The organism is Sphingobium sp. V4 (assembly GCF_029590555.1).
Classification (GTDB): Bacteria; Pseudomonadota; Alphaproteobacteria; order Sphingomonadales; family Sphingomonadaceae; genus Sphingobium.
This window is the reverse complement of the sequence record NZ_CP081001.1, coordinates 2,675,075-2,697,500: the sequence shown is the minus strand read 5'-3', so window position 1 is coordinate 2,697,500 and position 22,426 is coordinate 2,675,075. Positions and strand designations below refer to the sequence as shown.

Genomic DNA, 22,426 nt, shown 5'->3' with positions numbered 1-22,426 from the left:
GCGATGAAGGACGTGGCACGCTGCGATAAGCGTGGGGGAGCTGTGAGCAAGCTTTGATCCCGCGATTTCCGAATGGGACAACCCACCTTCACCATTTAAGACTGCGCCAGCTTCTGCTGGATCAGTGTTAAATGGGAGAGGTATCACTAAGCTGAATAAAATAGGCTTTGGTGAGGCGAACCCGGAGAACTGAAACATCTCAGTACCCGGAGGAAAAGACATCAACCGAGATTCCGTTAGTAGTGGCGAGCGAACGCGGACCAGGCCAGTGCCTGGTGTTTAGTTAACAGAAGCCTCTGGAAAGTGGCGCCATAGCGGGTGACAGCCCCGTATGTGAAAGCGAAACATCAGGACTTGAGTAGGGCGGAGCACGTGAAACTCTGTCTGAACATGGGGGGACCACCCTCCAAGCCTAAATACTCGTACATGACCGATAGCGAACCAGTACCGTGAGGGAAAGGTGAAAAGCACCCCGATGAGGGGAGTGAAACAGTACCTGAAACCGGATGCCTACAAGCAGTGGGAGGGTCCTTGAGACCTGACCGCGTACCTCTTGCATAATGGGTCTGTGACTTAGTGTATCATGCAAGCTTAAGCCGTTAGGTGTAGGCGCAGCGAAAGCGAGTCTGAATAGGGCGACCATGAGTATGATGCATTAGACCCGAAACCCGGCGATCTAGGCATGACCAGGTTGAAGGTGCGGTAACACGCACTGGAGGACCGAACCGTTTAATGTTGAAAAATTATCGGATGAGTTGTGTTTAGGGGTGAAAGGCCAATCAAGCCGGGAAATAGCTGGTTCTCCGCGAAATCTATTGAGGTAGAGCGTCGGATGATTGCCGTTGGGGGTAGAGCACTGGATGGTTGCGGGGGTCGCGAGATCTACCAATACTAACCAAACTCCGAATACCAACGAGTCTAGTCCGGCAGACAGACGGCGGGTGCTAAGGTCCGTCGTCAAAAGGGAAACAGCCCTAACCTACAGCTAAGGTCCCCAAGTCACGTCTAAGTGGGAAAGCATGTGGGATTTCCAAAACAACCAGGAGGTTGGCTTAGAAGCAGCCATCCTTTAAAGAAAGCGTAACAGCTCACTGGTCTAAATAAGAGATCCTGCGGCGAAGATGTAACGGGGCTCAAGACGTGCACCGAAGCTTAGGGTTCAGTCTTTTGACTGAGCGGTAGCGGAGCGTTCCGTAGGCCGTTGAAGCGGGAGGGTAACCGACCGTGGAGGTATCGGAAGTGCGAATGCAGACATGAGTAGCGATTAACAGTGTGAGATGCACTGTCGCCGAAATTCCAAGGGTTCCTGCTTAAAGCTAATCTGAGCAGGGTAAGCCGGCCCCTAAGACGAGCCCGAAGGGGGTAGTCGATGGGAACCACGTTAATATTCGTGGGCCTGGTGGTGTGTGACGGATGGCGTAACTTGTTCGGCCTTATTGGATTGGTCCGGGCAGGGAAGTTGTCCCAGGAAATAGCCCCACCGTATAGACCGTACCCTAAACCGACACAGGTGGAATGGTAGAGTATACCAAGGCGTTTGAGAGAAGTATCCTGAAGGAACTCGGCAAATTGCCTCCGTACCTTCGGAAGAAGGAGGCCCCATCTTAAGGCAACTTTTGATGGGGGGCACAGGCCAGGGGGTAGCGACTGTTTAGCAAAAACACAGGGCTCTGCTAAGTCGGCTTCAAGACGACGTATAGGGCCTGACGCCTGCCCGGTGCCTGAAGGTTAAGAGGAGGAGTGCAAGCTCTGAATTGAAGCCCAGGTAAACGGCGGCCGTAACTATAACGGTCCTAAGGTAGCGAAATTCCTTGTCGGGTAAGTTCCGACCTGCACGAATGGCGTAACGACTTCCCCACTGTCTCCAGGATATGCTCAGCGAAATTGAATTCTCCGTGAAGATGCGGAGTACCCGCGGTTAGACGGAAAGACCCCGTGCACCTTTACTGCAGCTTCAGAGTGGCATTAGGAAAGAACTGTGTAGCATAGGTGGGAGGCTTTGAAGCGATGACGCCAGTTGTCGTGGAGCCATAGGTGAAATACCACCCTGTTGTTTTCTGATGTCTAACCTCGCACCGTTATCCGGTGCAGGGACCCTCTGTGGCGGGTAGTTTGACTGGGGCGGTCGCCTCCTAAAGAGTAACGGAGGCGCGCGATGGTGGGCTCAGGACGGTTGGAAACCGTCTGTTAGAGTGCAATGGCATAAGCCCGCCTGACTGCGAGACTGACAAGTCGAGCAGAGACGAAAGTCGGTCATAGTGATCCGGTGGTCCCTCGTGGAAGGGCCATCGCTCAACGGATAAAAGGTACGCCGGGGATAACAGGCTGATGATTCCCAAGAGCTCATATCGACGGAATCGTTTGGCACCTCGATGTCGGCTCATCACATCCTGGGGCTGGAGCAGGTCCCAAGGGTTTGGCTGTTCGCCAATTAAAGTGGTACGTGAGCTGGGTTCAGAACGTCGCGAGACAGTTTGGTCCCTATCTGCCGTGGGCGTCGAAATTTGAGAGGAGTTGACCCTAGTACGAGAGGACCGGGTTGAACATACCTCTGGTGTACCAGTCGTCCTGCCAAGGGCGCAGCTGGGTAGCTATGTATGGACGGGATAACCGCTGAAAGCATCTAAGCGGGAAGCCTCCCTCAAGATAAGATTTCATCGAGCCGTCGTAGACCACGACGTTGATAGGTCGGATGTGGAAGTGCGGTAACGCATGGAGCTAACCGATCCTAATTGCTCTGTTCGCGCTTAAACGGTTCAGAAATGAACCGCAGAGTCCCACCATCAACGACAGCCTTGAAAAAACCTGTCGAAACATGGCGGTCGTTAAGCCAGCCAGGATATCTCAACACAACCCGCACGGGCATCGATTATACCCAACAAAGCGCCAGCTCCATTGCTTGGTGACCATAGCGTCAGTGACCCACCCGATCCCATCCCGAACTCGGCCGTGAAACCTGACTGCGCCGATGGTACTGTGGCTCAAGCCCCGGAAGAGTAGGGCGTCGCCAGGCATTGAAGCTCGCGCTTTGTTCAAAACCCATTCACATCCCAAAAAGGGCGGCCCGTAAAACAGGCCGCCCCTTTTTGCTGCAAAAAACTGCCTCCTCAGGCAGAACAACGTCGCGGGGTGGAGCAGCCCGGTAGCTCGTCAGGCTCATAACCTGAAGGTCGCAGGTTCAAATCCTGCCCCCGCAACCAAAATGAAATTGCAGATCTCCGCAGAGAGTTGCAATCTTGAAAAGACCCGCCCCAGTGGCGGGTTTTTTATTGCCCGCCACCAGGAGCACTCGACCCGCGCAATTCAGCGTGGCAAACCGATCATCGATATCTGACGACCATAACCCGGCTCGCCCAGATGGCAGGAGCGCCGATAGCTGAAGAAGCGGTCCGGCTGGCTGTAGGTATCTTCGTCCAGCATTTCCACCCGCCCTACGCCCGACGCCGCAAGGCGCGCGGCAACATAGCCCGCTATGTCGAATTGAAGATGCCCGGGCCGCCCTTCGGAAAAAAAGCGATCATTCTCCGCATCGGCGTCGGTGAAGCGATGCGCGAAATCCATTGTCACTTCGTAGGATGGCCGGCCGATGCAAGGACCGATCGCACAACCTATCCGTTCCCGCTGCGCGCCCAGCGACACCATCGCAGCCAGCGTCGCGTCGGTCACCCCTCCGATAGCGCCCTTCCACCCTGCGTGGGCCGCCCCCACGACGCCCGCCTCCACATCGGCGAACAGCACCGGTACGCAGTCGGCGGTCAATATTCCGAGCAACAGGCCAGGCTGGTCGGTCACCAGTGCGTCCGCCGCCGGTCTTGCATCGTCCGCAAAGCCGTGGCTCACCCGCACGACGTCAGCGGAATGGATCTGGCGGACCGTAACCAGCTCCACGCCAGGCAAAACAGCATCTCGCGCCAGATCCCGATTGCGCCGGACCGCGTCCCGATCGTCATCCGAGCCAAGTCCGACATTGAGCCCCGCGTAGAGACCGGTCGACACGCCGCCCGTCCGTCCCGCAAAACCGTGCGGCAAATTCCCAAACGCCCGTGCCTTCAGCAGTTCGACCACGTCGACCCTTTCCACTTTCATGTCATGGCCGCGCAACATACTTGCGCGCGCCGGATTAGGCGATAGTCTCCGCTTCCCATAAGCAAAAGGGGTACGTCCGGTGACGTGCCGGACTAGGGAAACAAGAGGTCTTCATGATATTCGGGCGCGTTAAGCCTCTGGACGCCATCCTGGCGACGGCAGAGAAGAAATCGCTGCATCGCTCGCTGGGGGCATTCCAGCTCACCATGCTGGGCATCGGCGCCGTGATCGGTACCGGCATCTTCGTCCTGACGGCCGAAGCCGCGCAAAAGGCGGGGCCGGGCATGATGCTCTCCTTCGTCATCGCCGGCTTCGTCTGCGCCGTGGCGGCGCTCTGCTACGCGGAAATGGCCGCGATGGTCCCGGTTTCCGGGTCGGCCTATACGTACAGCTATGCGGTCATGGGTGAGTTGATCGCCTGGATGGTCGGCTGGGCACTGATCCTGGAATATGCGGTGGCTGCCGGCGCGGTTTCGGTCGGCTGGTCTGGCTATGTGGTGGGGCTAATCGAGCACACATTCCATCTCGACATACCCGACCTGCTGACACGCGGCCCGTTCGACGGCGGCATGGTCAATCTGCCGGCGATGCTCATCGCCGCGCTCGTCACCTGGCTCCTCGTCATCGGCACCAAGGAAAGCGCCACCGTCAACGCGGTGCTGGTCGCGATCAAGGTGGCGGCGCTGTCGCTGTTCATCGTGCTGTCGGTGCCGGTGATGAACATGGATGGCTTCACCCCCTTCGCCCCGCTCGGCTTCTCCGGCATCTCGGCGGCAGCGGCCTCGATCTTCTTCGCCTATGTCGGCTTCGACGCCGTTTCGACCGCGGCCGAGGAAACCAAGAACCCGCAGCGCAACATGCCGATCGGCCTGATCGGCTCGCTCGGTATCTGCACCGTCTTCTACATGCTGGTCGCGGCCGGCGTGATCGGCACTGTCGGCGCGCAGCCGGTGACGGGTGGCGGCATTCCGATCGCGCAAGGTGGCATCGCACTGGCCCCGGGTTCGGTCGAATTGTCGCAGCAGTGCGCGGCGCTGGCTGCCGCCGGCACGGAAGCCGTTACCTGCTCGAAGGAGGCGCTGGCCTGGACCCTGCGTGAAATCGGCTGGCCGCAGATCGGCAACCTGCTCGGCCTGGCAGCCGGTCTTGCCCTGCCGTCAGTCATACTGATGATGATGTTCGGCCAGACCCGCATCTTCTTCGTCATGAGCCGCGACGGCCTGTTGCCCGCGATGTTCTCTAAGGTCCATCCGACCTACAAGACCCCGCATGTCATCACCGTCCTGACCGGCATCTTCGTCGCGCTGTTCGCAGCCTTCTTCCCGGTCGGCATCCTGGCTGACATCTCCAACTCGGGCACGCTCTTCGCCTTCGCGGCGGTGTCGATTGCGGTGATGGTCCTGCGCAAGACGGATGCAGGCCGGGCCCGTCCGTTCCGCACGCCTGCGGTCAACGTCACCGCGCCGATCGCGATTGCGGGCTGCGCCTATCTGTTCTGGAGCCTGGGCGTCGAAACCAAGCTGATGTTCGTGGGCTGGGCGACCGTCGGGCTCGTCGTCTATTTTGCCTATAGCCGCAAGCGCAGCCATGTCGGCCGCGGCGTGGTGGATGTGCCGGAAGACGATGCGGGCATCCCGCCGCAGCCGGTCCCGCCGATGCCGGGGGCGCATACGCCGGGCGGACAGGACGCCTGAGCTTCCTGGATCGAACGGGGCGGGAAACCGCCCCGTTTTTTTATGTCAGTGAAAGTCGATGTCGGATTCGCGGAGCGCACCATGGTGCGGCCGGGTGAACAATTTTCCCCGCTCCGCCCAGACGACGATCAGGAAGGACAGCGAGCCGAAGACCAGCAATCCGACAGTGAAGGGCAGGGTGGTGCCGTCGAAGGCACGGCCGACGATGCTGCCGAGCAGGCTCGACACGGCAGTCGTCAGAAATGCCTGGAAGGAGGAAGCTGCGCCCGCGCCCTTGTGGAAGGGCTCCATCGAAATCGCGCTGAAATTGGATGCGGTGAATGCGACCGTCATCATGGTCATCGCCTGCAAGGCCATGAAGGTGGTCAGCGTCTCCTGTCCGGCCAGGATCACCGCCAGATGGACCGCGGCGATGAGGATGAAGGCGAGCAGCGCGCTCTGGCTCATGCGGCGGGCGCCGAAGCGGGACACGAGGCGGCTGTTGATCAGACTGCCGATGCCCATGCAGCCGGCGATCATCGCGAAGCCGATCGGAAAGATATGCTGTGCGTCGAAGACATCGAAGAATATCTGCTGGATGGACAGGATGAAGCCGATCAGACCACCCATCACCACGCCGCTCGCCAGCATGTAGCCGATCGAGCTGCGCGTACGGACGACGGTGCCGATCGTATGGAGCAGCGCGCCTGGCGTAATCTGGACGCGGTTTTCCGGGCGCAATGTTTCGGGCATCCGTGCCAGCATCCAGCAGAGGATCAGGCTGGCGAGAATGACGAGAACCCAGAAGATCCAGCGCCACGGGGCGACCCAAAGGATCGCCTGGCCGAAGCTGGGCGCTATGACCGGAATCAGCATGAACACGGCGAAGATCAGCGACATGACGCGCGCCATGGCGTCGCCCCTGAACTGGTCGCGGATGATGCCGACGGTGATCACGCGGCTGGCGCCCGCGAAGAATCCGGCGCAGGCGCGACCGGCCAGCATCATCTCGAAACTCCGGGCGCTGGCGCAAGCGATGGAAGAGACGATGAACAGCGCCATGGCGCTGCCCAGAACCCGCTTTCGCCCGTACCTGTCAGACAATATGCCGAACAGCAGGGAGCCGACCCCCAGTCCCATGAAATAGACGCTGATGACGAGTTGCCGGTCATTGGGATAGGGGATGGCCAGATCGCGGCCGATCTCTGGCAGTGCGGGCAGCATCGGATCAATCGACAGCGCGTTCATCGCCATCAGGCAGGCGCACAGCAGCACGAATTCGCGGAAGCCGATATCCTTGGCGCGCGGCGCCGCGCCGGGGGTAGGGATCTGGGACATGCAGAGCCTATGCGGTCTAAGGCGCAGCGATGCCAGTCTTTATCGCGGCCGCTGCGCGGCGCATGACGCCATCCCGACCGACCATATCCAGTCCCCAATATGCCTAGCGAGACGTTAACCATTTTTTATCGCCTGCCGGGCCAAGCTGCATTTCATGAAAAACCAAAGGGTCATCCATTGAGTTAGTCGGAAGTCAGGGGATCGGTATCATGGGCAACAGTATCAAGAGCGCGCAATTTCTGATGGAGGCCCGCCGGTCGCGGGCTGCGGGCGGATCGGCGGACGACTGTTTCGACCTGGGCGTTGCCTATAGCTGCGGCACCAGCGGCCTGCCGATCGACCTGATCGAGGCACATAAATGGTTCAACCTGGCCGCGCTGCGCGGCAGCGAGGAAGGTCAGTCGATGCGCGCCGAGATCGCCGAGGAAATGACCGCGCGCGAGATTGCCGAGGCCCAGCGCCAGGCGCGTGCCGTCCTCGCCGCGACGCAGTTGCGCGCTGCCTGAGCTAATTACCCTTTCGGAACGGCGTTCGTCCGGCCAGCCATTGCCGGTCGCGTTGCACATCGGTTCGCTCGGCCGCCAGAAACTCGGCTACTGCGCGTCGGAAGCCCGCATCGGGAATATAATGCGCGGACCATGTCGGTTCCGGCGCATAGCCCCGCGCCAGCTTGTGCCCGCCCTGAGCGCCCGCCTCCACCTTGTGCAGCCCGCGTGCGATGGCGGCATCGATCGCCTGATAATAGCATAGCTCGAAATGCAGGTTGGGGACGTCTTCGGAGCAGCCCCAGTAGCGGCCATAAAGCGTGTCCGCGCCGATCAGGTTGAGCGCGCCTGCGATCGGCTGCCCTTCCCGCAGCGCGAGCATGAGCAGCACCTTGTCGGCCATCGTCTCGCCCAGGATCGAGAAGAAGGCGCGGGTCAGATAGGGCCGCCCCCATTTGCGCGCGCCGGTATCCTGGTAGAAATGCCAGAACATGTCCCAATGGGCTTCGGTCAGGTCGCCGCCCGTCAGATGGACGATCTCCAGCCCGTCGACCGCGCGCCGACGCTCCTTGCGGATATTCTTGCGCTTTTCGCTGGACAGGTCCGCCAGAAAATCGTCGAAGCCGGCATAGCCCCGGTTGGTCCAGTGAAACTGGCTGTCCTCGCGGACCAGCCAGCCGGCCGCCTCGAACAGCGCCAACTGGCCCGGCGCGATGAAGGTCGCATGGGCTGACGACAGCCCGTTGCGCTCCACCAATGTCTCTATTCCCGCGATCAGCGCAGGCGCGGCATCGGGATCACGCAACAACAGGCGCGGACCAGGTACCGGGGAAAAGGGGGCGGCGATCTGAATCTTGGGATAATAGCGCCCGCCTGCTCGTTCCCAGGCATCGGCCCAGCCATGATCGAATACATATTCGCCCTGGCTGTGGCTCTTGGCATAGAGCGGCGCGGCGGCAGCGATCCGCCCATCCGGCCCCTCTATGACGAGCGGCAGCGGCTGCCAGCCGCTTGTCGTCCCAACGCTGCCCGATCGTTCGAGTGCGGTCAGGAAGTCCCAACTGACGAAGGGATTGCCCGTTCCGGCACAGGCGTCCCATTGATCCCTGGGCAGGTCGGCAACCCCGGCGGCAACGCGCGCGACAACTTCAGTCATGCGGGCGCTCGAAAATGATCTGATCCGCATGGCGCGCCGCGCGGGTACGCTCTTCGTCGCTGCGCACGGTCCATGTCAGCACAGGCAGTCCCCCTCTGCGGGCGCGGGTCGCGAAGGGCGATGGCAGGTCGCGAATGTCACAGGCGATGAAATCGGGTCTCGCCAGCCAAAGTGCAAGGGTGCGCTCGAACCGGCCCCGCAGTCGACCCTTGCCCTGCTGCGTGACCACCAGCCCGCGGACCGTCTCCGGCCGGTGACGGGCGAACCATCGGACTGCATGGGGATTGAAGGACATGACGGCCGCCAGTCCGGCATCCGTACCTGCAAGTTCGCGCGCGACCGATTCGCAAAGATCGGCCACATGTCGCTTGTCCGCCTTGATCTCGACAAGGAGCGGCACTTGGCCGCTGCACCGCTCCAGCAGCGTGGACAGCCGCGGGATCGAACCGGCATCGGGCAGCGCGATCGCGTCAAGAAGGACAGCATCCAGCGAATCGACGTTCTCCTGAAGCCCGGCCATCCGCTCCAGCCTGGCGTCGTGAAAGACGAAAGCGACGCCGTCCCGGCTTGTCCGCACGTCACATTCGATGCCGAGACCGGCGGCGATGGCGGCGTCGAACGCCGCCATGCCATTTTCGCTCGCTTCCGGCCCGTGCAGCCCGCGATGGGCAAAGGGGCGGGCGGTGAGAAAGTCGAGCCTGCGGCCGGACGCGCGCAAATCGTCAGGCCTGCGCCCCGACCTGAACGATCGCGTCGATTTCGACCACCGCGCCCAGAGGCAGCACCGGCACGCCCACGGCGCTGCGGGCGTGCTTGCCCGCGTCGCCGAACACCTCAACCATCAGTTCGGATGCGCCATTGGCGACCTTCGGCTGGTCGGTGAAGGTCGGTGCGCTCGAAATGAACGCGCCCAGCTTCACGATCCGCTCGACCCGGTCGAGAGTGCCGAGCGCGGCCTTCATCTGCGCGATCAGGTTGAGGCCGCACACGCGCGCAGCGGTGACGCCATAGTCGAGGTCGCGATCCTCGCCCAGGCGGCCTGTCATCAGGCCATCGGGTGCCAGCGCGATTTGCCCGCTGATGTGCAGCAGGCCATTGGCCTCTACCGTCGGAACATAGGCGGCGACGGGCGCAGCGGGCTGGGGCAGCGTGATGCCGAGTTCGGCGAGACGGGCTTCGATGCTCATATTGTGGCTCCATCAAGGGGAAGAAGGGGAAAAGGGGCGGGGCCTTCGGCGAGCCGCGCGACGATCCAGCGCTCTGCGTCGACCCAATTGTCGATCCGGGCATGAGCCTGGGGCGCGGCGGGCACGCCGGGCGCGATTTCCGGTTCGCCCACCATGTGCAGTCGCCATACGTCGGGGGCGTGGCGGGCGACGGAGTCATGATGTTCGGCCAGATCGTCGATGAATAATGCTACGCTCGGTTGCCGTTCCGCCACGATGCGGGCGAGCGGTCGGCCCTTGCCGCCCTGGTTCCAATGCACGGGCAGATCCAGCCCATGGGCCGAAAGTTGCGCGACGCGCGCGCCATGATGTCGCTCGCCGATATTGGTCAGCACGACGATGTCGGCGATCCGCGACAGCCGCCCCAGTGCCTCGACCGCCCCGGAAATCGGCGCCTGCCGGTGCATTTCCGTGTCGAAGAAGCCGACCAGCAGCGACCAGACCCGTTCGCGTTCCAGCACCTCGCCGCTGTCCTTGTGCCGCAACGCTTCGGCGAAGCCGCGATCGTGCATGTCGAAATGGACCGCGTGCGTCTCGTCCAGCCACTGGCGGAACGGCACGACCATGTGCAGCAGCACCTCGTCGCAGTCGGTGATGATGAGGGGGCGGGTCATTGACTCAATGTCTCCTGCGCCGCGATCAGCGCGGCGGGCGTGGTGTCGATCGCTTCGGCGCAGGCGATCAGGTCCGGCTCATGGTCGGCCAGAAAATTGAGCACCGCGCCCAGTATCGCCCGGTCGCTCACGCCGGCGCGTAGCGCGCCGGCGTCGAGTCCGGTCAGCGCCAGCAGCCGGTCGGCCCGCGCGCCGTCGGCCAGCGTCCATCCCAGCGCCAGCAGGGCGAGCATCGCAGGGTCTTCGCTGCTATCCGGCTTGCGATTCGGGCTGTCGGGTCGCATGATGGGCCTTTGGCGGGGAAGCGGTCGGGGGCTCGCTTCATATGGAATTGCGGGTGACTGGTGGCAAAGCGTGTGCTCGTTGTCGAGGACAACGAACTTAATCTCAAACTTTTTTGCGACCTGCTGCGCGCCCATGGGCATGACGTGCTGCCGCTGCGCGACGGTCGCGACGTGCTGGCACAGGCGCGCGACTTCCTGCCCGACCTGGTCATCACCGACATCCATCTGCCCCATGTCAGCGGCTATGACCTCATCCTGTCGCTCAAGGCCGACGAGCGGCTTTCGACCGTGCCGATCATGGCCGTCACCGCCTATGCGGGGAAGGGCGACGAGGAGCGGATCCGCGGCGCCGGTGCCGACGCCTATGTGTCGAAGCCGATTTCCGTGCTGCGCTTCATCGAGCAGGTGAACGCGCTGCTGTAGCGATCGTAACGAAGGCGACAGTTTGGTCACCGGTCTGTCATGCAGCTTTCATCGCGACGCCTTCATTCGGAAGCGTGGCCGTCATTCCCCTCTGCCAACCCCCTGCGCCAAGGCGCGGCGCTCCGCCGACAGCCGGATCATACAGGGGTAATCATCCATGTCTCATCTGACCGACGAGGCGCGCGCGCCCTATCGCGACGCGCAGTCCAGCATCGAACTCGGCGACAACAGCCTGGAAGCGATCGTCGCCGCCAATCCGGCGCGCCGCACGGTGCTGAAGAACGGCCTCCTTGGCCTGTCCATCCTGCCGATGCTGGGCGCGCTCGCGGCCTGCGGCGACGATGACGATTCGAGCAGCCCCACGCCCACTCCGACGCCTACCCCGACGCCGACGGACAGCTATGCGATCAACTTCGCGTCGGTCGCCGCCAACCAGAACGACACCGTTACGGTGCCGTCGGGCTATACCGTCGACGTGCTGCTGAAGGCGGGTGATTCGATCGAGGCCGGCACGCCCTATTCGGGTAGCTACCCGACGCCGGCAGACGCCGAGAAATGGGCCGGCGGCAATCATGACGGCATGGAATTTTTCGAACTGTCGGGCACCGATGCCAACAGTGGCGGCCTGCTCGCGATCAATTTCGAATATCCCGATTTCAACATCCTGATGGCGGGCAGCTACAACGCCGCCACTGCCACCGCCAGCCAGAAGGCGCTGGCACTGTCGGCTGTCGGCATTGGCGTGGTCGAAATCGCCAAGGGCACGGACGGCAAATGGGCGGTCAAGGCCGGGTCGCGCTTCAACAAGCGCTACACCGGCAACAGCAGCTACAAGGCGAGCGGCCCGGCGTCGGGTCTGCTGTCGCCCACGATCAAGGGGATGCTCAACAACTGCGCGTCCGGCCGCACCCCCTGGGGCACATATCTGACCTGCGAGGAATCGACCGACAATTATCTCGATCCGACCCAGCCGGAGGAAAATTACGGCTGGGTGGTCGAAATCGACCCCTATCAGGAACTGGCCGTTCCCACCAAGCGCACCGCGCTCGGCCGCTTCGATCATGAAAACACCGCCTATATGGCGAACAGCGACCATCGCGTCGCCATCTACATGGGCCATGACGGCACGCCGGGCTGCATCTACAAGTTCGTGTGCGACCGCGCCTACAGCGCCAGCAATCGCGCCGCGAACATCGACATGCTCGACCATGGCACCCTCTATGTCGCCCGCTTCAATGCGGACGGCACCGGCGAATGGCGCGCGATGGTGCATGGCCAGAACGGCCTGACCGTCGGCGCCTCCGATCCGGGCAATACCAGCCAGAGTACCACGCCGCTGGCGCCGACCCCGGTCGACTTCAACAACCAGGCCGAAGTGCTGGTCAACTGCATCTCGGCGGCGCGCGTCGCCGGCGGCACCGTCATGGACCGCCCGGAATGGATCACGGTCGCGCCCGACAACAGCGCGATCTTCGTGACGCTGACCAACAATAGCGGCCGTCGCGTCACCAACCCTGCCAACCCGCGCGTCACCAATCTTCACGGTCACATCATCAAGTTCAAGGAAGACGGCAATTCGCCGCTGGCCATGAAGTTCAGCTGGGAAATCTTCCTGCAGGCGGGCGATCCGAAGCTGGCTCCGGGTGGCGCCAATCTGGTAGGCGATATCAAGGGCGATACCTTCTCCAGCCCCGATGGCATCCGCATCGACCCCAAGGGGCGCCTGTGGGTCCAGACCGACCATAGCGTCCCCGGCAATTCGGGCGTGACCGGCACCACCATCGATCAGGCCTTCGGCCATAATGCGATGTTCCATATCGACCAGACGACCAAGCAATCAAAGCGCTTCCTGGTCGGGCCGCTGGGCTGCGAGATCACCGGGCTTGCCTACACGCCCGACCTCAAGACCTTCTTCGTCAATATCCAGCATCCCACGGGCAACTGGCCGGTGGCGGGCCAGCAGCCGCGTTCCTCGACCATCGTCGTGCGCCGCACCGACGCCCAGCCGGTCGGCAACTGACCGCACTGATAACCCCCCTTCCTTGGCGAAAGGGGGCGGAATGGGGCGCTCCTGTAAGGGGGCGCCCCATTTTCGTTGGGGCCGCCATGCTGGCAAATCGGGACCAACAGCAAAAGGCCCGTTCCCCGGAGGGACGGGCCTTTTGCATGTTCCGAAAGCCGGATGATCAGGCGCGCGGGCGAAAAGCCCGCAGCGGCTTACTTGATCTTGGCTTCCTTGAATTCGACATGCTTGCGCGCGACCGGATCATATTTGCGGAAGCTCAGCTTCTCGGTCTTGGTGCGCGGATTCTTCTTCGTGACGTAGAAGAAGCCAGTGTCAGCCGAGCTGACGAGACGGATCTTGACGGTTGCCGGCTTGGCCATGGCCCTATTCCCTGGTCGTAAATTGCGTAAAAAGAAAAGCGGCTCGCCATTGGTGAGTGGCGGACCGCCCCGTTTCAGCAGCGGCCCATGGGGCAGATTCGGTTTCCTGTCAAGGCTCGGCCTAGGCTTTACGTAGCTTTAACCGTCCTGCGCCTAGCCTGCGAGGATCACGGACAGGAGGGCTTCTCCATGCGGCATGACCCGATTTCGGCCATTTTGACGGACCTCCTGCGTCGGGTCGACGCGCTGGCGGGGCAGCGCGGTCATCTCTCCCTGATGCGCCTCCATGATGAGGTGGACCAGATCCGTCATATCGCGCGCGCCTTCCATCTCGATACGGTGGAGGGATTGGCGGGCACGCTCGAATCGGCGCTCTCGCTGCATGGCCTCGGCCCGGTGGTGCTGTCCTATCTCGACCTGCTGCGTGAGGCTATCGGCGCGGAGATGCCGGTCAGCCTGATCGTCCCGATGATCCCGCGCGCGGCATCGCCCGCCATCGTCCCGCTCCGCGCCTGATCGTTTCGCTCGCCTAATGGACGCCCTGCTGATCGCCCTGCTCGGCTGCCTGCTCGGCGAGATGGGAGACAAGAGCCAGTTGCTCGTCCTCGCGCTCGCGACCCGCTATGACCGTGACGGTGCGGTGATCGTCGGCATCATCGCCGCCGCCATCGCCAATGCCGCCATATCGGCCTGCGCCGGCGGCTGGATCGGCCCGATGCTGGGCGCAGACGCGCGACTGCTTTTCCTGGCGCTCGCCATCCTGTTTCTGGGCGTCGGCCTGCTCTGGCGGGTTTCCACGCCCGACATGCTGGACGGCTGGCCGACAGGCGCCTTCCTCACCACGGCGCTCGGCCTTTTCATCCTGGGGTTCGGCGATGGCCCGCAATTCCTGATCCTGGGGATCGCCACCCGCACCGGCGACCCGGCGCTGGCCGGGATCGGGGGCGCCATCGGCGTGATCGCGGCGCTGGTGCCGGTCGTGCTGCTGCGCGGGCAATTGCTCGCCCTCCTGCCGCTGCGCGCGATTCGCCGGGCGGGCGGGGTGGTGCTGCTCGTCACCGGTGCGATGCTGGCCTTGTCGGCGACCAGCCTGCTCTGATCGATCCGTTTCATCAGCCTGATCGGCATTTGCGATTCGAAAAAATGGCACCTATTCGGCGCGCGATCATTATATGTCCGAAATCAAATCCGCGAACAGGAGGATATTGGATGACCGCCCCCGATCTGAAGACCCCGACCGACCTCAAGAGCAACGCCGTCAAGTCGGTCGCCGACGCGCTGAACGGCGCTCTGGCGGACAGCTATGCGCTTTACCTCAAGACCAAGAATTTCCACTGGCACGTTTCGGGTCCGCATTTCCGCGACTATCATCTCATGTTCGATGAGCAGGCCGCAGAGATTCTGGCGGTCACCGACCTTATCGCCGAGCGTGTGCGCAAGACCGGCAATACGACGCTGCGGTCCATCGGCGACATCGCCCGGCGCCAGAGCGTCACCGACAATGACGCCGATTTCGTCAGCCCGGCCGACATGCTGAAGGAACTGCGCGACGACAATCTGGCGCTGGTCGAAACCTTCCGCGCGGTGAAGGCTGCCGCGACCGAAGCCGGCGACAATGCGACAGAAGGCATTGTCGACGACTGGACCGACCAGGCCGAGCAGCGCGCCTGGTTCCTGTTCGAGGCCGCGCGCGGGGCGTAAGCCGCCGCGATGGCGATGAAAACCCGCTGGTGCGAACCGGCGGGTTTTTCACGCCCGGGGGAAGGTCAGTCCTCCCCGATCACCGTTATCGCCATGATTTCCACAGCCTCTGCCTTCCCGGCAAAATCGACCTTCTCGCCGACTTCCGCATCCATCACCGCGCGGGCGAGGGGGGAGGAGAAGCTGATTCGCCCCTGATGCGGATCGGCCTCGTCGTCGCCGACGATCGCCACCGTCTTTTCCTGTTTGTTCAACCGGTAGGTGATGCGCGTGCCGAAGGCGACACTGTCGCTATCGGGCACCGGCCGCAATTCGGCCGTCGCTAGCCGCGTCCGCCAGTAGCGTAGTTCGCGCTTGTGCTTCTTGGTCGCCTCTTCGTCCATCGCGGCGGTATCGACGCTCTCCAGCGCCTCCACCTTCTCCCGCGTCAGTCGCAACCCCCGCGCCGTCACCCAATTGGGACCGGGCGGGATCGGCAGCTCGAACTTCGGCTCCATATGCTCGTCATCGCTTTCGCGACGAAAGGCGACACTCACGTCATCTCTCTCCTGAATATCAATGTCCGGGTCGCGCCGGCCGAAGCCCGCACACCCGTCTTCGCCAAGATCAGCGCGAACGGCGGTTCAATCCTCGTCGAACAGCCCGGCAAGCTGTTCCACCATCGTCCCGCCCAGCTGCTCCGCGTCCATGATGGTCACGGCGCGGCGATAATAGCGGGTGACGTCATGGCCGATGCCGATCGCCACCAGCTGCACCGGCGACCGGTTCTCGATCCAGTCGATCACCTGACGCAGATGCCGCTCCAGATAGGTACCGCTGTTCACCGACAGGGTGCTGTCATCCACTGGCGCGCCGTCGGAGATCACCATCAGGATGCGGCGTTCCTCGGGACGCGCGATCAGCCGGGCATGAGCCCATAGCAGCGCCTCGCCGTCGATATTTTCCTTGAGCAGCCCTTCGCGCATCATCAGGCCCAGATTCTTGCGCGCGCGCCGCCAGGGATCGTCGGCCTTCTTGTAGACGATGTGGCGCAGGTCGTTCAGCCGTCCCGGCATCGGCGGACGCCCGGCGGCCAGCCATTCCTCGCGCGCCTGGCCTCCCTTCCATGCCCGCGTGGTGAAGCCCAATATCTCGGTCTTGACCCCGCAACGCTCCAGCGTGCGCGCCATGATGTCGGCGCTGATCGCCGCGATGCTGATCGGGCGCCCGCGCATGGATCCGCTATTGTCGATCAGCAGCGTCACCACCGTGTCGCGAAACTCGGTATCCCGTTCGATCTTGTAGGACAGCGATCGGGTGGGATCGATCACAATCCGCGCCAGTCGCGCCGCGTCGAGCAGCCCTTCTTCCTGATCGAAGTCCCAGCTGCGCGACTGCTGCGCCATCAAGCGTCGCTGGAGCCGGTTGGCGAGCTTCGTCACCGCCCCTTGCAAACTTACCAGCTGCTGGTCGAGGAAGCCGCGCAGCCGCACCAGCTCATCCTCGTCGCACAGTTCATCGGGACTGACGACCTCGTCATATTTGAGCGTATAGGCCTTATAGTCGAAACCGGGCGGCAGGTCGGACATGGGCCGGTTGGGGCGGACCGGCATCATGCCTTCCTCGCCCATATCGTCCGCGCCTTCATCGCTGTCGGCATCGAACTCGTCGCTATAGTCGGTCTCGCCGTCCTCTGTGTCGCCGCCCTGGTCCTCGGCGCGCGCCTCGGCGTTCATGTCGCTGTCGCCGGCCTCGTCCTGGCCGCTGTCGCCTTCCTCCTGCTGCTCTTCCTCGTCCTCGCCCTCATCCTGCGATTCGGGTTCATCGGCGTCGGGCGGGACATCGGCGTCGATCAACTGGAGATGCTCCAGCATGGCGGTGGTCAGCTTCTGGAAAGCGCGCTGATCGTCGATCGCCAGCGCCAGCGCGTCGAGATCGCTGCCGGCCTTGTCCTCGATCCACTGGTCGACCATGGCGACGCCCGGCGCGACATCCTTGGGGATGGCCTGCCCGGTCAGCCGCTGGCGCACCTTGAGCGCCAGCGCGGTCGACAGCGGCACCTCGTCGGCGGATCGCGCCCGGCGGATCGCATCGGATTTGAGGCGCAGGTCGAGCGCATGGTTGAGGTTGGCGCGCACCCCCTCCATCGCGCGCGATCCGATCGCCTCGACCCGCGCCTGCTCGACCGCGTCGAACACGGCGCGCGCCACGGCTTCCCCCGGCGCCGAGGCGGCGTGTATCTTCGCGCTGTGGTGGCGCAGCTTCAGCGCATAGGCATCGGCAAAACCGCGTGCCAGCGCCACCTGATCGGCCGGCAGGGCACGGCCGGGCGTCGGCACCTTGATCGCCTTGCCGGCGGCATGGGGGGTATCGGCGGTGAAGCCGACCTCCACTTCTGCGTCGCGGGTGATCGCACGCGCCGCGCCGGACAGCACATCCTTGAAGGCGTCGATGGGGGAACGTTCGGTCATGGAATCAGCAATGCCTCGCGCAGCGCCTCGCGCGCCGGCGCGTCAACGCACAGCACATCCTCCATGTAGCAATCGATTCCGCCATGGTCGGCGTCCAGCGTCTCGAACAGCGCATCCAGATAGGCCGCATCCGCGTGCAGCACCGGCGCGATCACATCGGCGCGGTCCCGTCGTGCGGCTGCCAGCCGCGATTCGCCTTGCGCGAGGCGCCAATCCCAGTCGGCATGATCGTTGGTCAGCAGATAATCTTTCACTATGGCTGCGCGCGGTACGCCAAGCGCCGCCAGGATCAGCGCCGCGCCGACCCCGGTGCGGTCCTTACCTGCCGCGCAGTTGATCAGGATCGGCAGTCGTCCTGCCAGCATCTGACGGAACATCGCCCGATAGGATTCGGCATGATCGATCGCGATCGAGCGGTACAGCGCGATCATCGCCGCGCGCATATCTTCGGCTGTGGCCGCGCCGGCGCGCAAGACTTCGCCCAACACGCCGCTGGTCTCGCGATAGTCGCGGCAATAATAATCGACGTCCGCGCCATGCCAGGATGTCGGTTCCGCCTCGCGTTCATTGGGGCGCCGGAAATCGCAGATCGCCCGGATGCCAAAGGCGCGCAACTGGGTTGCGTCCCGGTCGGTCAGCAGCGCCATCGTGCCCGACCGATAGAGCATTTTCCGACGCACGGTCCGCCCGTCCGCGGTCGCATGGCCGCCGAAATCGCGCAGATTGAACGCGCTTGCCAGTGGCAGCCGGTCGCCGGCCATTACGACTTCGCCGCTCATGGCCGTTCCGGTTCGCCGATGCGCGGGACGGCAACCGTCTCGATCTGCGTCTCGACCTCGCTCATCAGCTTGTGGACCGGGCATTTGGCGGCGACGGCGATGAGCTTGTCATGCTGCTCGTCGCTCATCGGCCCGGTCAGCGCGATCCGCGTGGTCAGCTTGTAGATACCCTTGCGCTCCTCGCTGGCGTCGCGAACGATGCCGACATGGATATTCTCCACCGGAATGCCGTTCCTCTGCGCATACCAGAGCATGGTCATCGCCTTGCACGCGCCCAAAGCCGAGTCATAGAGGTCATGCGGGTCCGGGCCGGCATCATTGCCATCGGGAGCGGACATGTCCGCCACCATCTCATGCCCCCGGATGCTGATCCGGTGCGCGGTGCCGCCATTGGGGTCGATCCGTTCGACGACGATCATGCCTTGTCTCCCTGCCGTCGGACAGGGCGAACGTCAGTTCGCCCGCGTCGCCACGCTCTCGGGAAGGTCCTTCCCGAACACGCGCTGATAATATTCCGCCACCAGCGCCCGCTCCGCCTCGTCGCACTTGTTGAGGAAGGACAGGCGGAAGGCGAAGCCCACATTCTTGAAGATCAGGGCATTCTGCGCCCAGCTGATCACGGTGCGCGGCGACATCACGGTCGAAATGTCGCCGTTGATGAAGCCCTGGCGGGTGAGTTCCGCCACCTTGATCATGCTCTCGACTTCCTTGCGGCCGCCTTCATGATCATATTCGCCGGACTTGGCCAGCACCACCTGCGCCTCGGTGGCGGCGGGCAGATAGTTCAGCGCCACCACCAGGTTCCAGCGGTCCATCTGGCCCTGGTTGATCTGCTGCGTGCCATGATAGAGGCCGGTCGTGTCGCCCAGGCCAACCGTATTGGCGGTCGCGAACAGGCGGAAATGCGGGTTCGGCCGGATGACCCGGTTCTGGTCGAGGAGCGTCATCTTGCCGTCCGTTTCCAGCACGCGCTGGATCACGAACATCACGTCGGGACGGCCGGCGTCATATTCGTCGAACACCAGCGCCACCGGCCGCTGCAACGCCCAGGGGAGCAGCCCCTCACGGAACTCCGTTACCTGCTGGCCGTCCTTGAGTACGATGGCGTCGCGCCCGACCAGGTCGATACGACTGATATGCGCATCCAGGTTGATGCGGATGCACGGCCATTTCAGGCGGGCGGCGACCTGCTCGATATGGCTCGACTTGCCGGTGCCATGATAGCCCTGCACCATGACGCGGCGATTATAGGCAAAGCCCGCCAGGATCGCGAGCGTGGTGTCGGGATCGAACACATAGGCGGGATCGAGGTCCGGCACGCGCTCGTCCGCCTGGGAAAAGGCCGGGATCTTCATGTCGACATCGATGCCGAAGACGTCGCGCGCATCCACCTCCCGGTCGGGCGCGTCGAGCAGTGTTTCGGCGCGGGTGTCGGGCTGGACGTTCGAAATCTCGGTCATGGCGTCTTCAATCTTTCTGCGAGTCATTCAGCCCCTAACCGATATTCTCGGGCCATGTCGATAGAGTGGGGCCTTGATGCGCGGCGATCAAGTTGCCCTTTCAGCCAAATTGGCATCCTCGCCGGTCGGGATGGCTGGGTGGCACACGTCCGGGATCGGCGCGGCGCTGCCGACAGGATCCATGTATTTTCAGGTCATGTGTCGCTAACCAAGGACGATGGACTGGAGCAATGAAGCCTATTTCCTCGCCATCCCGTTTCTGCTGCTCAACGGCTGGACCCTGTTCTGCTTTGGATGGGACAAGAGATGCGCGATCGCCGGCCGGCGGCGCATATCCGAGGCGAATTTGCTAACCCTGGCGCTGCTGGGCGGCTCTCCGGGGGCTCTGCTGGCGCGCCGGCTCTTTCGTCACAAGACGCGCACGCAACCCTTTTCCGCCTGGTTGCAGCTGATCGTCGTCAGCCAGGCGGGCCTCGCGATCGGCTGGTTCCTGATCTGATCAGGCGAACACAGTGGCCTTCTTCAGGTGGCCATAGGCCTCGATCACGCCTTGAAGCGCGCCTTCATGGCTGCGGTCGCCACCATTATGATCGGGATGATAGCGGCGGAGCAATTCGGTGTAGCGCGTCCGCAGCGCCCTGCGGTCCGCGTCGATCGGCAGGCCCATCACCGAGAGCGCCCGACGATCCTCGTTCGACAGGAACTTGCCGTCCTGCCGCATCTGATTGTCGGCCCGCGCCTTGGCGACCCGTTCCCTGAACCTCGCCCCGATCGCGTCGAGCGGATCCTGGAAGTCCGACCATTTGGGCGGCGGACTGGCGGCGTTGGAGGAGAAGGCGCGCGTCTCCCGTTCCCAGCCCGCATAAGGGCGCTGCGCGGCGGCGATCTCCTCCGGGGACATGCCGGTGAAGAAATTATATCCCTGGTTGAACTGGCGCACATGCTCCAGGCACAGCCAGCGCCAGCGCGGGCCGTCCTGACTGGAGCGCCCATTCTCCAGCGGTGGCGCGCGGAATTCGCCCGGCTCCGGGCAGCCCTCGACCGCGCAGGGGCGGTCGCTTTCCACGCGGCCGTGAAAACGGTTGAATCGACGGGTCGAGAAGGATTCGCTGCTCAAGATTGTCCTGATGAAACTGTCGGCAAAGCAGCCTATATAGGCGACATGACCACCGACCTCAAAGGCCCAATGGCGGGACCGATCGCCACCGAAATCGAAGCGCGGCTGCGCGCCGCCCTGTCCCCGCAGCATCTCGCCGTCATCGACGACAGCGAAAAGCATCGCGGCCATGCAGGACATGATGGGTCGGGGGAGAGCCATTTCACGGTCGACATCATATCGGACCGCTTCACCGGCCAGAACCGCGTCGCGCGCCAGCGACTGGTCAACGCCGCGCTCGCCGACCTGCTGCGCGACAAGGTCCATGCCCTCGCCATCAAGGCCCGCGCGCCGGGCGACGCTTGATGGTGACGGACCTGATCGTCCAGACGATCACCCCGACGACCCATGACCTGGGCGATTTCAAGGTGCATCGCTCGCTGCCCGTGAAGGGGCGCACCATGGTCGGTCCGTTCATCTTCTTCGACCAGGCGGGGCCGGCCCTGATCGCGTCGGGCCAGGGGGTGGACGTCCGACCGCATCCGCATATCAACCTCGCCACCGTCACCTACATGTATGAAGGGGCCTTTCTTCACCGCGATTCGCTTGGCACAGAGCAGTTGATCGAGCCGGGCGCGGTCAATCTGATGACGGCGGGCAAGGGCATCGTTCATTCGGAACGCTCGCCGGAGGAGGACCGCGTCAAGGCATCCAAGCTTTCGGCCATCCAGACCTGGCTGGCGCTGCCCGACCGGTTCGAGGAAATGGACCCAGCCTTCGAGCATGTCGGCGAGGGCGGCCTGCCGGTGATAGACGATGGCGCGGTGCGCGCCCGCGTCATCATGGGATCGCTCTGGGGCGAAACCTCGCCCGTCACCACCTATGCGCAGACCGTCTATGCCGATATCCAGCTCGCGCCGGGCGGCCGCATCGCCATCGACCCCTCTGCGGACGAGCGCGCCCTCTATGTGTCGGGCGGCGATGCCGCGCTGGACGGCCTGCTGCTGGCGCCGCAGACACTCTATGTCCTGCGCCCCGGCACGTCCGCCACGCTGATGAGCGTCGATGGCGGCCGCGTCGTTCTTTGCGGCGGCGAAGCCTTCACCTCGCCCCGCCATGTCTGGTGGAATTTCGTCTCGTCGACCCAGGAACGGCTGATGCAGGCGCGCGAGGATTGGGAAGCGATGCGCTTTCCGCTCATTCCCGGCGACGATCGGGAATTCATCCCCATCCCGCAAGGCCGGCCCAAGACGGTCAGCTATCCCTGAAG

The 22,426-nt window shown here is 63.3% G+C and carries 24 protein-coding genes, 1 tRNA gene and 2 rRNA genes (1 of these 27 only partly in view); 13 read left to right on the top strand and 14 right to left on the bottom strand.

Annotation, left to right across the window (positions count from 1 at the left end):
- The 3 genes from K3M67_RS13500 to K3M67_RS13490 all read left to right on the top strand — a co-directional run.
- Positions 1–2,751: ribosomal RNA gene (locus K3M67_RS13500) — 23S ribosomal RNA — on the top strand; it begins 44 nt to the left of the window's first position.
- A 147-nt stretch (positions 2,752–2,898) separates the two neighbouring features.
- Positions 2,899–3,013 (top strand): 5S ribosomal RNA (rrf, locus tag K3M67_RS13495).
- A 110-nt stretch (positions 3,014–3,123) separates the two neighbouring features.
- Positions 3,124–3,200, top strand: a tRNA-Met gene (locus tag K3M67_RS13490).
- Positions 3,201–3,303: 103 nt separating this feature from the next.
- On the opposite strand, the gene pgeF is transcribed toward K3M67_RS13490, so the two are convergent.
- Positions 3,304–4,065 carry a peptidoglycan editing factor PgeF gene (gene pgeF / locus K3M67_RS13485; RefSeq protein ID WP_285832945.1) on the bottom strand — a complete coding sequence of 254 codons (762 nt, stop codon included), beginning with the start codon at positions 4,063–4,065 and terminating at the stop codon, positions 3,304–3,306.
- 134 nt (positions 4,066–4,199) lie between these two features.
- On the opposite strand from pgeF, the gene K3M67_RS13480 reads away from it, so the two are divergent.
- Entirely contained in the window at positions 4,200–5,780 is a 1,581-nt protein-coding gene (locus K3M67_RS13480) for an amino acid permease (RefSeq protein ID WP_066860803.1), read from the top strand.
- Positions 5,781–5,825: 45 nt separating this feature from the next.
- On the opposite strand, the gene K3M67_RS13475 is transcribed toward K3M67_RS13480, so the two are convergent.
- Positions 5,826–7,097, bottom strand: a complete 1,272-nt coding sequence (locus tag K3M67_RS13475; RefSeq protein WP_066860806.1) for a multidrug effflux MFS transporter — start codon at positions 7,095–7,097, stop codon at positions 5,826–5,828.
- A gap of 209 nt (positions 7,098–7,306) precedes the next feature.
- On the opposite strand from K3M67_RS13475, the gene K3M67_RS13470 reads away from it, so the two are divergent.
- Positions 7,307–7,603, top strand: coding sequence for a hypothetical protein (locus tag K3M67_RS13470; protein ID WP_066860809.1), 297 nt, complete (start codon positions 7,307–7,309; stop codon positions 7,601–7,603).
- 1 nt (position 7,604) lies between these two features.
- Here the strand turns inward: K3M67_RS13470 and K3M67_RS13465 are convergent, their stop codons facing one another.
- From K3M67_RS13465 to K3M67_RS13445, 5 genes are read right to left on the bottom strand one after another with little or no spacing between them, the layout of a single operon-like run.
- Complete coding sequence (locus tag K3M67_RS13465) at positions 7,605–8,738, bottom strand: GNAT family N-acetyltransferase (protein ID WP_066860812.1); 1,134 nt, start codon at positions 8,736–8,738, stop codon at positions 7,605–7,607.
- Positions 8,731–9,456, bottom strand: coding sequence for a glycerophosphodiester phosphodiesterase family protein (locus tag K3M67_RS13460; protein WP_066860815.1), 726 nt, complete (start codon positions 9,454–9,456; stop codon positions 8,731–8,733). The genes K3M67_RS13465 and K3M67_RS13460 overlap by 8 nt, the downstream gene beginning before the upstream one ends.
- A gap of 4 nt (positions 9,457–9,460) precedes the next feature.
- Positions 9,461–9,925, bottom strand: a complete 465-nt coding sequence (locus K3M67_RS13455; RefSeq protein ID WP_066860818.1) for a RidA family protein — start codon at positions 9,923–9,925, stop codon at positions 9,461–9,463.
- Positions 9,922–10,578, bottom strand: a complete 657-nt coding sequence (locus tag K3M67_RS13450; RefSeq protein ID WP_066860821.1) for a hypothetical protein — start codon at positions 10,576–10,578, stop codon at positions 9,922–9,924. The genes K3M67_RS13455 and K3M67_RS13450 overlap by 4 nt, the downstream gene beginning before the upstream one ends.
- Positions 10,575–10,862, bottom strand: a complete 288-nt coding sequence (locus K3M67_RS13445; protein WP_066860824.1) for a DUF3572 family protein — start codon at positions 10,860–10,862, stop codon at positions 10,575–10,577. Before K3M67_RS13445 ends, K3M67_RS13450 begins: the two co-directional genes overlap by 4 nt.
- Positions 10,863–10,922: 60 nt before the next feature.
- Between K3M67_RS13445 and K3M67_RS13440 the strand changes: the two genes are divergently transcribed.
- Complete coding sequence (locus K3M67_RS13440) at positions 10,923–11,285, top strand: response regulator (RefSeq protein ID WP_198162944.1); 363 nt, start codon at positions 10,923–10,925, stop codon at positions 11,283–11,285.
- Between the two features lie 157 nt (positions 11,286–11,442).
- Positions 11,443–13,305: a PhoX family protein gene (locus K3M67_RS13435; RefSeq protein WP_066860830.1), complete on the top strand. Its 1,863-nt coding sequence runs from the start codon at positions 11,443–11,445 to the stop codon at positions 13,303–13,305.
- A gap of 197 nt (positions 13,306–13,502) precedes the next feature.
- Here the strand turns inward: K3M67_RS13435 and rpmG are convergent, their stop codons facing one another.
- Positions 13,503–13,670 (bottom strand): 50S ribosomal protein L33, encoded by a 168-nt coding sequence (gene rpmG / locus K3M67_RS13430; RefSeq protein WP_021226203.1) that lies wholly within the window; start codon positions 13,668–13,670, stop codon positions 13,503–13,505.
- 189 nt (positions 13,671–13,859) lie between these two features.
- Between rpmG and K3M67_RS13425 the strand changes: the two genes are divergently transcribed.
- From K3M67_RS13425 to K3M67_RS13415, 3 genes are all read left to right on the top strand, one after another.
- Positions 13,860–14,186 carry a hypothetical protein gene (locus K3M67_RS13425; RefSeq protein ID WP_066860833.1) on the top strand — a complete coding sequence of 109 codons (327 nt, stop codon included), beginning with the start codon at positions 13,860–13,862 and terminating at the stop codon, positions 14,184–14,186.
- Between the two features lie 16 nt (positions 14,187–14,202).
- Positions 14,203–14,769: a TMEM165/GDT1 family protein gene (locus K3M67_RS13420; protein ID WP_285831698.1), complete on the top strand. Its 567-nt coding sequence runs from the start codon at positions 14,203–14,205 to the stop codon at positions 14,767–14,769.
- Between the two features lie 110 nt (positions 14,770–14,879).
- Positions 14,880–15,371: a Dps family protein gene (locus tag K3M67_RS13415; protein ID WP_066860839.1), complete on the top strand. Its 492-nt coding sequence runs from the start codon at positions 14,880–14,882 to the stop codon at positions 15,369–15,371.
- 65 nt (positions 15,372–15,436) lie between these two features.
- On the opposite strand, the gene K3M67_RS21970 is transcribed toward K3M67_RS13415, so the two are convergent.
- The 5 genes from K3M67_RS21970 to cobS form a co-directional block, all read right to left on the bottom strand.
- Complete coding sequence (locus K3M67_RS21970; RefSeq protein ID WP_066860841.1) at positions 15,437–15,907, bottom strand: GreA/GreB family elongation factor; 471 nt, start codon at positions 15,905–15,907, stop codon at positions 15,437–15,439.
- Positions 15,908–15,994: 87 nt separating this feature from the next.
- A complete protein-coding gene (gene cobT, locus K3M67_RS13405; protein ID WP_285831697.1) occupies positions 15,995–17,821 on the bottom strand; it encodes a cobaltochelatase subunit CobT in 1,827 nt (608 codons plus the stop codon).
- Entirely contained in the window at positions 17,818–18,600 is a 783-nt protein-coding gene (locus tag K3M67_RS13400; RefSeq protein ID WP_285831696.1) for a tyrosine-protein phosphatase, read from the bottom strand. The genes cobT and K3M67_RS13400 overlap by 4 nt, the downstream gene beginning before the upstream one ends.
- Entirely contained in the window at positions 18,597–19,019 is a 423-nt protein-coding gene (locus tag K3M67_RS13395) for an OsmC family protein (protein WP_285831695.1), read from the bottom strand. The genes K3M67_RS13400 and K3M67_RS13395 overlap by 4 nt, the downstream gene beginning before the upstream one ends.
- A 33-nt stretch (positions 19,020–19,052) precedes the next feature.
- Positions 19,053–20,060: a cobaltochelatase subunit CobS gene (cobS, locus tag K3M67_RS13390; protein WP_066860852.1), complete on the bottom strand. Its 1,008-nt coding sequence runs from the start codon at positions 20,058–20,060 to the stop codon at positions 19,053–19,055.
- Between the two features lie 217 nt (positions 20,061–20,277).
- Here cobS and K3M67_RS13385 point away from each other — a divergent pair, with 217 nt between their 5' ends.
- The gene (locus K3M67_RS13385; protein ID WP_285831694.1) at positions 20,278–20,559 is read left to right on the top strand and encodes a DUF1294 domain-containing protein; all 282 of its coding nucleotides are present in this window, start codon (positions 20,278–20,280) and stop codon (positions 20,557–20,559) included.
- Here the strand turns inward: K3M67_RS13385 and K3M67_RS13380 are convergent, their stop codons facing one another.
- Positions 20,560–21,177, bottom strand: coding sequence for a J domain-containing protein (locus K3M67_RS13380; RefSeq protein ID WP_066860858.1), 618 nt, complete (start codon positions 21,175–21,177; stop codon positions 20,560–20,562).
- A gap of 45 nt (positions 21,178–21,222) precedes the next feature.
- Between K3M67_RS13380 and K3M67_RS13375 the strand changes: the two genes are divergently transcribed.
- Together K3M67_RS13375 and K3M67_RS13370 are read left to right on the top strand one after the other, a co-directional pair.
- Entirely contained in the window at positions 21,223–21,522 is a 300-nt protein-coding gene (locus tag K3M67_RS13375) for a BolA family protein (RefSeq protein ID WP_285831693.1), read from the top strand.
- A complete protein-coding gene (locus K3M67_RS13370) occupies positions 21,522–22,424 on the top strand; it encodes a pirin family protein (protein ID WP_502958881.1) in 903 nt (300 codons plus the stop codon). Before K3M67_RS13375 ends, K3M67_RS13370 begins: the two co-directional genes overlap by 1 nt.
- Positions 22,425–22,426: the final 2 nt, after the last annotated feature.

Bases quoted from the DNA above. Each gene is read 5' to 3' on its own strand.
- K3M67_RS13480 (WP_066860803.1), top strand. From the start codon at position 4,200: ATGATATTCGGGCGCGTTAAGCCTCTGGACGCCATCCTGGCGACGGCA.
- K3M67_RS13395 (WP_285831695.1), bottom strand. From the start codon at position 19,019: ATGATCGTCGTCGAACGGATCGACCCCAATGGCGGCACCGCGCACCGG.
- K3M67_RS13385 (WP_285831694.1), top strand. From the start codon at position 20,278: ATGGACTGGAGCAATGAAGCCTATTTCCTCGCCATCCCGTTTCTGCTG.
- cobT (WP_285831697.1), bottom strand. From the start codon at position 17,821: ATGACCGAACGTTCCCCCATCGACGCCTTCAAGGATGTGCTGTCCGGC.
- K3M67_RS13375 (WP_285831693.1), top strand. From the start codon at position 21,223: ATGACCACCGACCTCAAAGGCCCAATGGCGGGACCGATCGCCACCGAA.
- cobS (WP_066860852.1), bottom strand. From the start codon at position 20,060: ATGACCGAGATTTCGAACGTCCAGCCCGACACCCGCGCCGAAACACTG.
- K3M67_RS13420 (WP_285831698.1), top strand. From the start codon at position 14,203: ATGGACGCCCTGCTGATCGCCCTGCTCGGCTGCCTGCTCGGCGAGATG.
- K3M67_RS13425 (WP_066860833.1), top strand. From the start codon at position 13,860: ATGCGGCATGACCCGATTTCGGCCATTTTGACGGACCTCCTGCGTCGG.
- K3M67_RS13470 (WP_066860809.1), top strand. From the start codon at position 7,307: ATGGGCAACAGTATCAAGAGCGCGCAATTTCTGATGGAGGCCCGCCGG.
- K3M67_RS13415 (WP_066860839.1), top strand. From the start codon at position 14,880: ATGACCGCCCCCGATCTGAAGACCCCGACCGACCTCAAGAGCAACGCC.
- K3M67_RS13370 (WP_502958881.1), top strand. From the start codon at position 21,522: ATGGTGACGGACCTGATCGTCCAGACGATCACCCCGACGACCCATGAC.
- K3M67_RS13435 (WP_066860830.1), top strand. From the start codon at position 11,443: ATGTCTCATCTGACCGACGAGGCGCGCGCGCCCTATCGCGACGCGCAG.
- K3M67_RS13475 (WP_066860806.1), bottom strand. From the start codon at position 7,097: ATGTCCCAGATCCCTACCCCCGGCGCGGCGCCGCGCGCCAAGGATATC.
- rpmG (WP_021226203.1), bottom strand. From the start codon at position 13,670: ATGGCCAAGCCGGCAACCGTCAAGATCCGTCTCGTCAGCTCGGCTGAC.
- K3M67_RS13400 (WP_285831696.1), bottom strand. From the start codon at position 18,600: ATGAGCGGCGAAGTCGTAATGGCCGGCGACCGGCTGCCACTGGCAAGC.
- K3M67_RS13455 (WP_066860818.1), bottom strand. From the start codon at position 9,925: ATGAGCATCGAAGCCCGTCTCGCCGAACTCGGCATCACGCTGCCCCAG.
- K3M67_RS13465 (WP_066860812.1), bottom strand. From the start codon at position 8,738: ATGACTGAAGTTGTCGCGCGCGTTGCCGCCGGGGTTGCCGACCTGCCC.
- K3M67_RS13450 (WP_066860821.1), bottom strand. From the start codon at position 10,578: ATGACCCGCCCCCTCATCATCACCGACTGCGACGAGGTGCTGCTGCAC.
- K3M67_RS13445 (WP_066860824.1), bottom strand. From the start codon at position 10,862: ATGCGACCCGACAGCCCGAATCGCAAGCCGGATAGCAGCGAAGACCCT.